Below are 13509 nucleotides of genomic sequence, written 5' to 3'. Positions count from 1 at the left end.
ATTAAAAAACTTCTAATAAACTATTTATTTCTATAGATTTTTTCTATAGTTAAAATAAAAAGGCGGCAATTCATAATGAATCTCTTAAAATTAGAAATTGTAGTACTTATTAAGAAATACAAAAAGCTTACAATCGTTGCAGAAAAACTTGGCGTTAAACAACCAACTATTACATTTCATATAAAAAGCTTAGAAGAAGAACTCGGTGTGTCTTTATTCGAATTACGTTCTGGAAGGTATTTCTTAACAGAGGCTGGTGAGGCTTTGCACCATTATGCTTGTAAAATAGATGCACTTATGAAAGAAGCTAGACGTGTCACGCAAGAGTTTAAAGATTTTCATAAAGGTGCTATAACAATCGGCGCTAGTTATGTACCAGCGACTTATCTTTTGCCAGAAGTCGTTCATCAATTTCAATGTGAATTTCCCAATATAAAAATAACACTACTAGTTAAAACAGCCCCTGAAATTCGAATGATGCTACAAAATCACGAAATCGATCTTGGGATAATTTCCGCTGCTCCATTTGATGAACCACTTTTAAAACAAACGAATATAATGCCCGATACACTTGTTCTTGCTTTTTCCAAAGAACATCATTTTTCAAAGAAAGACAATGTATCGTTACAAAATATCAAAAAGGAACGCATACTATTGCATCGTAATCCATCTACAACGAGAGACTTACTTACACAATGGACGTTAGCGCACAACATTACATTCCAATCAGAAATTGAATTAGACTCATTAGAAACGATGAAACAAATTTTAAAATATGGTAATGGAATTGCCTTGATTTCTAAACTGGCTATCGAACAAGAAATACAACGAAATGAGCTATGCTATATACCAATCCCTGAATTTGAATTTCAGCGTAATATTTATACGATTCATCATGAGGACAGATGGAATTCTAAAATCATTTCTTTTTTACTACAGAGCATCACTTCATTTGCAACAAAAAATTAAAAGGCTGTCGTTATGCACGACAGCCTTTTAAACTATAAATCTATTTATTTTTCTTTGCCTCAATTTTTGCTTGCGCCTCTTCAGCCTTATCTAATGCTTCTGATACTTTCTTCTCTTTTTCTTTCACTTCATCTATACTATCGACAGCTTTAATAATTTTATCGATTCCTTCTTCTTCTACCTTTCTACGCTTTGCCACTCTTTCATTTACTTTCTCTTCCACATCTTTTGCTTTTTGAAGCATATTCTCTGCATTTGATGTTACAGCTTTTTCAAGTGCATCGTCTTTTTTCATTTGTAACACTTCATTTGCAATGTCTTTCGCTTCTAAATACTTACCGTCTTTTAATGCTGTTGCTCCGTGATCCATTTTCTCGGCCATTTCTTTATATGATTTCGCTTCATTCCCGGACTTCTCTTTTTCTGCTTTTTCAAACCACATTGCTGCATCACTATATTTTTCATCTTTCAATGATTGCATACCTGTTTCAATATATGTGTCATAATTGCTACATCCAGCCATCACGACTAACAGAAAAAGCATAACAAAACTTAATTTTTTCATGCTGTTGTCTCCTTTTCTTTGCAAGCTCACTTTACTTTAACATACATGAAAAAGAGTTTCAAAAACTAAAATACTAATTTAGTCATTTTTATAATGATAAGTCAAATTTTTATTATTTTCTTATTTTTAAGCGGACACATCTACTTGTTTTTTCGCCATATGTTGCTTTACTCCAACTAATACAACTAACAATAAACCTCCGCCTATTGTCATCATAACAATGCTAGTTGGCAACATATCTAATAGTAGTCCATATACAATCATACCAAGTGGTGCGATTGCAGTCGCAATTGTTTCAAGTAGGCCAAACACACGCCCTAGGTAGCTCGGATCTGTCGTTTTTTGCATATGTACTTGCATTGGAATGTTTACAATCATAATTGCTATACCAGTTAACATCATAAAAGCAATATAGTAAATAAAACTTGCTACTTTTGGAATGATAACTAACAACGGAAAGACTGTACATAAACTTAAACCTGCAAACAAAAACAGTCCAGTATAAATAGAACGAAACGGATTATTCACTTCTTTACGTACTGATAACGCAATTGCACCAATTAACATCCCAACTGCTAACATTCCCTCTACAGTACCGAGTTGCTTTGAAGATAAATGCAATGTATGGACGATAATGTATGGAAGTGCAACTGTTAGACCACACGCAAAAAAGTTTACCCACAATGCTATTTTCATTAAACCATATATTTCACGTCGTCTTTTTACATATAAAAAACCTTCTTTTATACTCGTCAAGAAATGCTCTGTACTCTCAGCCACTTCTTTTTTATATAAATCAAATGCGATAAATAATTGCAAAATAACCGCTAAAAAGAACGTAATACTATTTAACAAAAAGAACGACTGAATTGAAAAGAAACCATATACAACTCCGCCAATAATCGGCCCTAAAATATTTGATAAAGAAGCCGCCGTTTGATTTAAAGCACTCGCTTTTTGAATACGTCCTTCATCTACTAAACTCGGAATAGACGAAGTTAATGCAACGGAATAAAAACTTGCACAAATTGATAATAATGCTGCTGAAATATAAATAAAAAGAAGTGATGGTCCAAATATAGTAGCAAGAATAAACATACTAAGCATCGTTAAACTACTTAATAAATCAGTACCAATGACAAGCCATTTTCGATTCACACGGTCTGCTACAGCACCAGCAATTGGGCCACAGATTATCCTTGGAATTGATCCGCAAACGAGCGTAATTGCAAACCCCATCCCTGAACCAGTAGTCTTTAATACATATAACCCCATTGCGAACGTATAAATACCTGAGCCTAATAAAGACGTCATTTTTCCAATCATCATTAAAATGATATTTCTAGTTGCAATCTTCATTCTTGAATCATGTTGTCCTATACTTATATCTCCCATTTTTGACTCTCTCCCCTTAAAAGTTAAATTGTGTTAAACTTATTATATAATCAACTTTCCAATTTTCACAACAAAAAGTTAAATACAATTAAACTTCTTAAATATAAAGGAGCAATAATATGGCAACTCTCGGTGAAAAAATTAAAGCATTACGAAAAGAAAAAAAGCTTACGCAAACAGCACTGGCAGGTTCGGAACTGACAAAAAGTATGCTTAGTCAAATTGAAAATGGAAAAGCTACACCTTCTATGAAAACATTACAATATATTGCTGAAAAACTTGAATGTGAAATGAGCTTTTTATTAGAAGAAGATGAAGGAGAAATTGTAGAACTCATTCAAAAAATGGAGCCATTAATAAAAGCAAATAAATGCGATGAAGTATACAAGACTTTACTACCTATCGTTCAAACAGAGCTACCTTCTACTTTAAATACAGCTCGCTTATATAAACAGTTCCTAACAGGAGCAGTTATTATGAACGATTATCATATTGAATATTACGTTGAAACTGCTGTTTCTATATTTGAAAAATATACTTTATATCGAGAAAGCACTGAAACGAAACTACTGTTTTACTATATGCTCTTCAAACGTAAAAAATATAAAGAATGTTTACAGATGATTGCTACAATTCGTGATGAATATAAAGCAAAGAATTTAGAAATGGATCTGATTACACATATACAACTATACTTAAAAGAAGCCATTATTTTACTCGCATACGGCAATTATGAAAAATGTGAAAAAGTCATTTTAGATGCACTTGCATTTTCAAAAAAGCATCAAGTGTATTATAAAACAGATGAATTTTACCGGATTTTATCTTACCAAAAAGTCATTACAGCTGATAAAGAACGATATTTATATTACATAAAAAAATCTGAGCAATTTGCCATTTTTACAGAAGATATTCTATCCATCGCAATTATTGATATTTTAAAAGCATACTATTACAACACAATTACTAATGAATATACAATCGCATTAAAACATCTAGAACAATTTCGAGAAAAACTAAAAGATGAACCAATCTTTCAAGACGATGGATTGTATTATCTTGAAAAAGGAAAATCTCTGTATGGTTTAAAACGTTACGAGGAAGCTTTGGAAACATTAAAACGTGCTAATATTCCAGATTATATGAGTCATCCACTTGATCAGTCATGGTTATTAACAGCTGGATCATATCGTGCCCTGTGTCATATAGAACTTCAAGATAAACCAGCTGCTCTGAAAGAAGCAAAAGAAGCAGTTCAAACGATAGATGGTTATCCTGATTCCATCTTCACTTCATTTATTAAAGAAACATTACAAATAATACAAAAACTTTAAGAATGTCTCTAAATGGTATATTATTCCTCTTTTTTAGCAAAGATAATAATGATGGGAGGAATATAAATGAATATACAACGTGCAATAGAGCTTTCTATGTCAGCAGAACAAGCCAATGTCAATTTTCAAGGCATGCCTGTTATGATTCAACACGTCGATGAAAGCAATGAAACCGCCCGCATATATGAAGTAAAAAACCCAGGACGCGAATTAACTGTTCCAGTTAATAGCTTAGAGGAAATATAAGAAATGCCACTTCTCTTTTGAAGTGGCATTTTTCTTATAAATCAAAAATACAACTATTATTTCTTCTAATTTTTTAAGATTATAATAAGAAAATGTAAAATTTATACTATAAACCTATATTTTGTGATAATGTATGATTTGGAAATAAATAAATCTTTATAGATGAATAATATAAAGTTTTTTTCATTTCCTACTCTATACATAAAGGAGGAATTGTATGAGCCTTTCTATATACGAAGGTTTAGGCATTATTTTTTTCGTAATCATTATGACTTACGCCCTTGCACACAAATATTTATGCTCAAAAAAATTACTTATTATTCTATTTCTCATTTGTAATGCTATTTATCTTATTTGGCGAACTTTTTATTCGTTACCAACTATTAATCTCATAAGTATTATCGCTGGTATTATATTGTTAATTACAGAATGGGCTGGTTACTTACAATCTATCGTTTTCAGCATTGTTTCATGGAAGCCATATAAACGGAAAGAAGTACCATTATCCACTTTCGAAAAACTGCCTACTGTCGACATATTTATTGCAACTTACAATGAACCGATCGATTTGTTAAAACGTACTGTAGCTGCTTGTACGTTGATTACTTATCCGAAAGAGTTACTAAACATTTATATTTGTGACGATGGGCGCCGTGAAAGTGTAAAGCAACTTGCGGCAGAGTTTTCTGTTCAGCACATAACTCGCACAGAAAATAAGCATGCAAAAGCTGGAAATTTAAATCATGCGATGCTTCATTCAAAAGGTGATATTATCGTAACAATGGATGCTGATATGATACCACGAGCTAACTTTTTAGAGCGAACGATTGGTTATTTTTCTAAAAATAATGTTGTATTCGTACAAGCACCACAAGTTTTTTATAATGCTGATCCTTTCCAATATAATTTGTTTTTTGAAGATAACATCGCCAATGAACAAGATTTCTTTATGCGCCAGTTAGAAGAAGGAAAAGATCGCTTTAATGCTACGATGTATGTTGGTAGTAACGCCCTATTTCGCCGCACCGCTCTTGAAGAAATTGGAGGATTTGCGACTGGAGTTATTACTGAAGATATGGCAACTGGTATGCTACTACAAGCTAACAAATGGGAAACTATATTTGTCAATGAAACACTTGCTGTTGGATTATCCCCAGAAACATTTAGTGATTTATTAAAACAGCGTGACCGCTGGTGTAGAGGGAATATTCAAGTCGTAAAAAAATGGAATCCTTTCACTATAAAAGGATTATCTTTTATGCAGCGTCTTTTATATGCAGATGGAATCCATTATTGGTTTTTCGGTGTTTATAAAATGATATTTTTACTAGCACCGCTATTATTTTTAATATTTGATATTTATAGTTTAGAAATTAATTTCATGCACTTATTCATGTTCTGGGCACCTGCTTTTTTAACATCACAGCTTATTTTCAAAGCTGTTTCTAATAAAAAACGAACAGCTACGTGGAGTCATGTGTACGAAGTTGCTATGGCTCCTTATATGGGATTTGCTATTTTATCAGAAACTTTCTTACGTAAAAAATTTCAATTTCATGTGACAAGAAAAGGAGTTCAAAATAATACAAGGCATTTTTTATGGATTGCAAGCGTCCCTCATCTCATATTACTCATTTTAACAATTATTGCACTGATTCGTGCAACACTTATGTTCTTATATCCTGAGCAATATCATATTGAAAGAGAAAGTTTATATATTAATATTTTCTGGGTACTATACAACGGGATAGCTATTGTCACTTCACTATTTGTAGCATTTGAAAGACCGCGTTTTCGAAATTCAGAACGTTTCGTAGTAAATTTACCAGGTACTTTATATGCCGAAGATATGATCATTTCTTGCAATGTCCTTGATATTAGTGAAACGGGGGCACGTTTTGAATTAGATTCCTCCATTCCATTTGAAACTTTATCAAGTCTATCTTCCTATACGTTATCTTTTGGCGAGGTAAAAAAGATTCATAGTACAAAAAAATGGATTCAAAGACAAGAAAATTCTGTACAAGTTGGTGTATCATTTGATGATGTATCCCATGAGCAATATTGTAAACTCATTCTTCATTTATTTAGTAAACCGGTTAATGACCGGGTGGAAAAGGTGTACGATAAAGCATTTCTTACACTAGCAATTGCATCTTTCATAAAAAACACAAAAAAAGCACCAAGACAATTTCGCAGACAACATATACGTGAGCAACTGATGTCTCCTGGAACATTGCATATGAATGGGATGCCGATTGAAGCGACTATTATCGACTATAGTACAGGTGGATGCCAAGTACAAACGAACATCCCACTTGTTATTGACCAAATTATACAAGTAACAATGGAGGAACGTAATATTCAAAAGAGAAATGCACAAGTGTGTTGGATTCAAAAAAAAGGTCGTAAAATATATGCTGGATTAAAATTCACAGCGTAAAAAAAGAAAAGAAGCGTAGTGCTTCTTTTCTTTTTTTACATGCTAAAATACTTATTAAAAGGGGGAAATTTATATGGAAAATGCTTCACAAAAGGCGAGTCATTATTATGCGGTGATATTCACTTCTAATTTATCAAATGATACAACTGACTATAATACCGTTGCCGAAGAAATGGAGGAACTCGCAAAGCAACAACCTGGATTTTTAGGTGTAGAAAGTGCACGAGGTAATTCTGGGCTCGGAATAACAATTTCTTATTGGGAATCACTTGATGCAATTGAAAATTGGAAAAAGAACGCCTTACATAAAGAAGCGAAAAAAAGAGGTCGTGAGCAATGGTATGAAAACTTCCACCTGCGTATTTGTCTTGTTGAGAAAGAATTTAAGTTTCATAGAGGTACTTTATAACTATGAAGGAAAAATTAGCTCTCGTTATTGTTCATGAAATATATGGTGTGAACGACCATATGCATCACGTTACCCAGCACTTTACTTCATCTCATATAGACGTATTCTGTCCTAATCTTCTACACTTACAACATGCATTTCATTATCGTGATGAAGAAAAGGCATATGAACATTTTGTAAATCATATTGGATTTGATGATGGAAAAAAGCAAATTGAAGAATTCATTTCTCATCTTTCTAGTAGTTATACACATATTGGACTTATCGGCTTTAGTGTTGGAGCTACCATCTCATGGCTATGTAGTAACAATCCGAAAATAAATTTTATTATCGGATGTTACGGTTCTCGTATACGCGACTATGTTCACATAAAACCTACATGCGCTACATTACTTATATTCCCTGAAAAAGAATCTAGTTTTTCAGTATCCTCTTTAATTCAAACATTGCAGCAACAAAAGAATCCTTTATTAGAAATCAAACAACTACACGGTGAACATGGATTTCTAAATCCGTACACTGAAAAATATAACGAGCACTCTACAAAAGAAGCATACAATTTAATAGATTCATTTCTTGTAAAGTGAAACTTCAATCAGTGGGGGGTCATCCCCCACCTAATCTCTTTTCTTACGTTGAGTTTTAAGGTGTGGGTCTTACTGCCCATGCGTGATAAAAACAATCTTATACAGGAGACTCAAATGACGCTGACATTACTCTTACCTGTTTTCATACTCATTGCCTTTATCTCAGCGCTAACTATCATTTTTATAACCGTAAAAAAAGGAGGATTTTTCAACCGCCCCTACTTACAATCTATTATCGTTTGCATTTTATTTTTTACTAATTGGATCTTATATGTAACAACTTTTTATTCGCTACTCCCCGCGAAAGTTAGTGAGTTCCTATTCCTACCCATTTGGTTTTTCCTTTGTATTTTAGGTTTTATAACTTTCTGGCGCGAATGGAGAAATAATCGTGTATTTTCCATATGTATCGTTCTTCTTTCCTTTATTAGTTTTTTATTTGGGTTATTGTTGTTAGTTCTTTCGGGGATGTAATAGAAGAAGGAAGAAAAGCCAACTTTCAACTTTTCTTCCTTCTCTGTTTACCTTTAGCTTTCACTGTCACTGATTCACAAGGTGTATAATATATTTGAGGTGTCGCCTTATCAACAAACATCATAAACGTAACGAAACCGATAATAAAGAAAATAAACAACGTTAACAAAATTGCTCCTATCGTTAAAAGTATCATAACACCACCCCTATATTTTTCATGTTATTACACTTTTCGCTATTATATGAGCGTAATCCTTTTTAGAAAAAGAAACGTAACAAAATAATCACAACCACTCCCGTTAATACTGTACCTAATAAACTACGAGTATATATCGCTACAAGAAATGTTGGAATTGCTGCAATAAGATAATCCCACTGCATCGTTTCATGCATAAATAAAACTTGTGCTAAAAGCGCTGCTAATATCGCAATTGGTATGTAATTTAACCATTTTAAACCCCAGTCAGGAATTTGTAGTTTGCTAAATACGAGTAGAGGTAAAATACGTGGCACGAGTGTAACAGCTCCTGCTGCTAGTAAAAGTAATAATACATCTAATCTCATTTCCATTTTTCAATCAACACTCCAATCGTCGCAGCTAGTAAGGTTGCGCTAATAACCGCTATACTATCTGGCATAAATAGGTGTGAAACGTATGCGATAATAATCGCTACAATTGCAACACTTAAATGAATTGCTAGTTTCGGTTTACTACTTATGAGCTGAAGAACAAATAATCCGATAAACATCGCTGGTAATGCATAATCCATCCCGTATGTATGTGGATCTGGTATCCACTCACCAAATAGCCCACCAATAATAGTAGCAAGAATCCAATTTAAATACGCTGTTACGTTAAGCCCTATCATCCATCTTTCACCTAAATATCCTTTTTGCGCTGCATGCTGCACTGCAACGCCGAACGTTTCATCTGTAATTTGCGAACCGATGATTAAGTTTTTAAATAGAGGAATTTTAGTAAAGTACGGTGCAAGCGCTGCGCTCATTAATAAATGGCGTAAATTAACAAAAAATACAGTGAAAATAATTGCGGAAGCAGGAGCACCGGCTGCATACATACCAGCTAATATAAATTGGGCAGAACCTGCATAAATTAAAGTGGACATAAATGCAATTTCAATGATAGAAAAACCTGCTGTTTTTGCAATTACACCAGCTGCTATACCGATGCTCAAATAACCAAATACAGTTGGTAAACAATCTTTTACTCCTTGCTGAAATGTATCATCGCTCTGCAAAGCTACATGTGCCTGAGCTTTACTCATCCTTATCATCCTCCATTCCTTCTAAAGTTCGTTTTCCTGTTACGACATGAACTAGATCTATATTTTCACGCCATAACGTATCTAACTTATCAGCTCCAAATTCCTTCGTGATTTCTTCAACCATAATATCGTGCCGCACATACTCTGTAGCAACGAGAACTAGCGCTGGGTCATACGTTGTAACGGCCCATGAAGTGCTATCATTTGAGAAGTTCGCAATTAATACTTCCTCTCCATCACGAGCAATAACAGTTAAATGACCACCCATTCTCTTTTCAACAACGTGGGGCGTCATATAATTATGGTGAAATGTCGCTCCTATTTTTGTTTCTGGAGCTCCAAATAAGATTGAAAATATATGTACGCCTTCCTCTTCCTTTTGATGAATGTATGGCTCAATTTCATGCACTTGATCTTCCCATACAGAAATCCATAACTCTTTCTTTGCCCTATTAATTATATTGCATATCTCTTTTAAAACACGATCATTTGAGCGAATATGCGAAATTACATCAATCTGTCTTTCTTGTTCTAAACCATTTAATTTCTCATCTAAAAATTCAAAGGACTTTTCAAAGTCTTTTCGCATTCGATTCATTAATTCGGTAGCTGGTACTGGTACATATTTCACTGGTTCAGAAGGTACAATATGCACCGCTCCTTTATCCATTAACTTACCGAGTACCTCGTAAATCATAGAACGAGGTACTCCTGTTTGTTTACTCACTTCATAGCCTGTTACTGGGGAATGTTTTAACAATCCAATATACGCTTTACATTCATACTGGGAAAATCCCAACTTTTGTAATTCCTTTATAATTTCATCCATCGGTAACCCCTCACAATCTAAATCGCCCTTACTTCAAAACGACGATTTTGCTTTCCTTTACTTTTTACTTTATCAATAACAAGTGTTCCTATTTCACTCGTATTTTTCACATGTGTGCCTCCACAAGCTTGTTCGTCTAAATTTTCAATTGTAACAATGCGGATTTCTTGGATAGTAGTTGGCAGGAGATTTATTGCTGTTTTAATCATTCCTACAGCATTTTCTGCTTCTTCGCGGCTCATATAACGAGTGGAAATTTCTTTATTTTGCTTAATAAGTTTATTCACTTCCTCAACAATTTCTTCTACTTCCACGCTCGATAACTCTTGTAACTCATTAAAATCGATACGTGCTTTATCAGGATAAATTTGATTTCCAGTGCATAGAGCTCCATACTTTTCATAAACAACAGCTCCGATAAGATGCAGTAAAGAGTGATGACGCATTAAATTATGACGTCTTTCCCAATTTATCTCTAATTTAACTGGACCTAACTTTACTTGAGCTTCATCTTTTATATAGTGAACTATTTCTCCTTGCTCCTTCTTTACTTTTTCAACTTCAAATACAGACCCATCTTGTACAATGACACCCGTATCACATTCCTGTCCTCCACCAGTTGGATAAAAAACTGTTTCTTTTACAAATACTTTATTCCCTTCTACTCTTATCACTTCTGTTTCGCAACTCGTTTTGTATGCATCTTCTAAATATAATGCCGTTGTCATACTCTCACCTCTTTAGTAGTTATAGTTATACCTACTAATATAAAAAAGAAGCTCCGTAAAGTCAATTGATAATTCTGAAATTTAAAATTAATAAAAGACTCCTTTATTAGGAGTCCACTATCTCAATATTTCATTCGCTTCTTTTTCATAAATTTTATCAAATGACGTCATAACGCGCTGTGATGCTTGAATCATCTTTTGATCTGTCATAAGATCTGCCATCTCTTTCGTCATATCAACATTCGAATTTTCTAGCATATGATTTTTTACTATTCCTGTTCCGTTCGGTAAATTAGCAATGTTTCCTTCTGCTAGTGTAAAGCTTTTGTTTTCACGTTGCACGAGACGTGCATTCGTTTCTGCATCTACTGTTTTTGTTTGCAAACGACCAATATTATTTTGTGTTACTTCATCATATAATGTACCGTCTGCTTGTACAGCAACCTTTGCTCCTTCTGGAATACGAATACGCTCATTATTCTCTCCTATTACGAAAGCACCTGAAGATGTTTGTAAATATCGATCACTATTTAATGTGAAACTACCATCTCTCGTTAAAAACGTTTCATCATTTTTAGAAGTAACAAAAAATGATGTTGTGCCGGCCGCGCCGTCATCTAAAAAGAAATCTGTAGCGCTATTTGTCATTTGTATATTTCCTTGTACTAAATTCACATGCGTTGCAGCTGGTACTACAGCGTAATCGACCGAACCGATATTTGTTACCGCCCCATCTCCGCGGCGATATGTGTCTTGTACATCAAATACTTTAGACGTCATATTTTCTGCTTTAAATCCTGTCGTTTGAGCATTTGCAACGTTATTCGAATGAACATTAATGCGCTGCATGTAATTCATCATGCCCATAGAACCTATATAAAGACCGTTCATATTCGTTTGAATAAGGCAAGCGCCTTATTCTTCACCTCTTTTCTACGATGTTTGTAACATTTGTTTTGCTAAATGTTCAGCTGTAGCGATATGTATATTTTTCTTTATGTCTTGGCCATCTGTCATTAATACAATAGGAGCTGATGATACTGCTGGAATTTTCAACAATTCGCCACTACTTGCTGTTTCATCAAATTTCGTAAACACAATACCATCTATATGAATATCTTTAAAGTTTGTAATGATTTCAATCATATCTTTACTTTTCATAGAAGCTGATAACGTTAAACAAATATAATCTGGTTCTACTTGTCCCATCGTTTCAATCATTTCTTCCACTGTTTCTGACGTACGGTAATTTTTTCCGGCTGTATCAATTAAAATATAATCGACGCGTGCTTCTTCTTTAAAATACGTAAGCGCTCTTGTCATTGCAGCTTCATCACGCACAGCAATTACTTCAGATCCAATTGTCTTTACGTTATCTTGCAATTGCTGCACTGTCCCTATGCGCGAATGATCGGTCGTTATAAAACCAACTGTTTTTTTCTTACCGTGAAATTGCCATGCCATTTTCGCCAGTGTCGTCGTTTTACCAACGCCAGTTGGACCTATTAATGCAATTGTTTGTACTTCTTTTTCAAAGACGTTTTCCGTATTAAAATGAGATTTCATATCTTCCAATATGTACCTGATAACTTCTTCTTCCGTAATCATCGTTGCATTTTCAAACTTTATTTTTAACTTTTCAGCATATGCATGAATGAAATATTGTTCCACATCGTTTTGTTCTAGCATCCGAATTACTTTTTGAATAATAAACGGTACAGATTCTTGATTTTCTTTCTTTGGAGCTACTTCTTCTTTCTTTACTGGAACGACTTGTTTCACAACTTTTTTCTTTTTCGTTACTTCCGTTTCTTTCATCGGTTTCACAACGACGATTCCTTTTTCAAACAGCTTTAATAGTTTCTCTTTTTTTCTTGCCCATTCTTCACTATTTCCTGTTTGCATCGCCGCGTATGACATAGAAGTCGTTACGTTTTCTAAATTGTGCAGTACTGATTGAATTCCATTCGCCTTCACAATTTGTTCTGAAGGATCATTCACAACATCCATTAACTGTTCATGAAATTGAGCTGTACCTTCATTCACTTCTTCTTGTTTTTCTTCTGGAAAAGCAACTAACATTTCATAATCCTTTTTCCAAAAAAACGGTATATTTCGTTTTACACTTTCATCGACAACGTAATAATAATCTGTACCATATTGGTCAAATAACTTTCGATACAATTCATTTTTCGAAGCTGCTTTTATTCGCATTAACGCTTCTTTCTTTTCTGTACTTTCCAT

Annotated in this window: 16 protein-coding genes; 7 read left to right on the top strand and 9 right to left on the bottom strand. The window is 33.9% G+C overall.

What is annotated here, in order from left to right; genetic code table 11:
• Positions 1–75: 75 nt before the first annotated feature.
• Complete coding sequence (locus ACTFRH_RS04870; RefSeq protein ID WP_001050614.1) at positions 76–969, top strand: LysR family transcriptional regulator; 894 nt, start codon at positions 76–78, stop codon at positions 967–969.
• A 40-nt stretch (positions 970–1009) separates the two neighbouring features.
• Here ACTFRH_RS04870 and ACTFRH_RS04865 read toward each other — a convergent pair whose 3' ends face one another.
• Both ACTFRH_RS04865 and ACTFRH_RS04860 read right to left on the bottom strand, forming a co-directional pair.
• On the bottom strand, positions 1010–1534 hold the full coding sequence (locus ACTFRH_RS04865) for a DUF4398 domain-containing protein (protein WP_000736424.1): 525 nt from the start codon (positions 1532–1534) through the stop codon (positions 1010–1012).
• 126 nt (positions 1535–1660) lie between these two features.
• The gene (locus tag ACTFRH_RS04860; protein ID WP_000502483.1) at positions 1661–2929 is read right to left on the bottom strand and encodes an MFS transporter; all 1269 of its coding nucleotides are present in this window, start codon (positions 2927–2929) and stop codon (positions 1661–1663) included.
• 119 nt (positions 2930–3048) lie between these two features.
• On the opposite strand from ACTFRH_RS04860, the gene ACTFRH_RS04855 reads away from it, so the two are divergent.
• The 6 genes from ACTFRH_RS04855 to ACTFRH_RS04830 all read left to right on the top strand — a co-directional run bounded on the left by ACTFRH_RS04855 (position 3049) and on the right by ACTFRH_RS04830 (position 8422).
• Positions 3049–4263, top strand: coding sequence for a helix-turn-helix domain-containing protein (locus ACTFRH_RS04855; RefSeq protein WP_000212339.1), 1215 nt, complete (start codon positions 3049–3051; stop codon positions 4261–4263).
• Between the two features lie 66 nt (positions 4264–4329).
• Positions 4330–4509: an H-type small acid-soluble spore protein gene (locus ACTFRH_RS04850; protein WP_001025731.1), complete on the top strand. Its 180-nt coding sequence runs from the start codon at positions 4330–4332 to the stop codon at positions 4507–4509.
• A gap of 217 nt (positions 4510–4726) precedes the next feature.
• Positions 4727–6952 carry a glycosyltransferase gene (locus ACTFRH_RS04845; protein ID WP_000059020.1) on the top strand — a complete coding sequence of 742 codons (2226 nt, stop codon included), beginning with the start codon at positions 4727–4729 and terminating at the stop codon, positions 6950–6952.
• Between the two features lie 73 nt (positions 6953–7025).
• Entirely contained in the window at positions 7026–7361 is a 336-nt protein-coding gene (locus tag ACTFRH_RS04840) for an antibiotic biosynthesis monooxygenase family protein (protein ID WP_000426497.1), read from the top strand.
• 2 nt (positions 7362–7363) lie between these two features.
• Positions 7364–7948 carry a dienelactone hydrolase family protein gene (locus ACTFRH_RS04835; RefSeq protein ID WP_000660117.1) on the top strand — a complete coding sequence of 195 codons (585 nt, stop codon included), beginning with the start codon at positions 7364–7366 and terminating at the stop codon, positions 7946–7948.
• A 114-nt stretch (positions 7949–8062) separates the two neighbouring features.
• The gene (locus tag ACTFRH_RS04830; RefSeq protein ID WP_033702983.1) at positions 8063–8422 is read left to right on the top strand and encodes a hypothetical protein; all 360 of its coding nucleotides are present in this window, start codon (positions 8063–8065) and stop codon (positions 8420–8422) included.
• Positions 8423–8447: 25 nt separating this feature from the next.
• On the opposite strand, the gene ACTFRH_RS04825 is transcribed toward ACTFRH_RS04830, so the two are convergent.
• From ACTFRH_RS04825 to flhF, 7 genes are all read right to left on the bottom strand, one after another.
• Positions 8448–8618, bottom strand: coding sequence for a DUF3951 domain-containing protein (locus ACTFRH_RS04825; protein WP_000602242.1), 171 nt, complete (start codon positions 8616–8618; stop codon positions 8448–8450).
• Positions 8619–8680: 62 nt separating this feature from the next.
• Positions 8681–8992 (bottom strand): AzlD domain-containing protein, encoded by a 312-nt coding sequence (locus tag ACTFRH_RS04820; RefSeq protein ID WP_000425944.1) that lies wholly within the window; start codon positions 8990–8992, stop codon positions 8681–8683.
• Positions 8983–9708 (bottom strand): AzlC family ABC transporter permease, encoded by a 726-nt coding sequence (locus ACTFRH_RS04815; protein WP_000030480.1) that lies wholly within the window; start codon positions 9706–9708, stop codon positions 8983–8985. Before ACTFRH_RS04815 ends, ACTFRH_RS04820 begins: the two co-directional genes overlap by 10 nt.
• Positions 9701–10537, bottom strand: a complete 837-nt coding sequence (locus ACTFRH_RS04810; protein WP_000343372.1) for a TrmB family transcriptional regulator — start codon at positions 10535–10537, stop codon at positions 9701–9703. The genes ACTFRH_RS04815 and ACTFRH_RS04810 overlap by 8 nt, the downstream gene beginning before the upstream one ends.
• 17 nt (positions 10538–10554) lie before the next feature.
• Complete coding sequence (locus ACTFRH_RS04805; protein ID WP_000205398.1) at positions 10555–11265, bottom strand: alanyl-tRNA editing protein; 711 nt, start codon at positions 11263–11265, stop codon at positions 10555–10557.
• Positions 11266–11382: 117 nt separating this feature from the next.
• On the bottom strand, positions 11383–12156 hold the full coding sequence (locus ACTFRH_RS04800) for a flagellar basal-body rod protein FlgG (RefSeq protein WP_001013930.1): 774 nt from the start codon (positions 12154–12156) through the stop codon (positions 11383–11385).
• 42 nt (positions 12157–12198) lie between these two features.
• A complete protein-coding gene (gene flhF / locus ACTFRH_RS04795; protein WP_000446169.1) occupies positions 12199–13509 on the bottom strand; it encodes a flagellar biosynthesis protein FlhF in 1311 nt (436 codons plus the stop codon).

It is taken from the genome of Bacillus cereus group sp. MYBK216-1 (genome assembly GCF_051916495.1).
GTDB lineage: Bacteria > Bacillota > Bacilli > Bacillales > Bacillaceae_G > Bacillus_A > Bacillus_A thuringiensis_K.
Note: the sequence above shows the minus strand (reverse complement) of the source record. Positions and strands in the feature narration are given on the sequence as shown.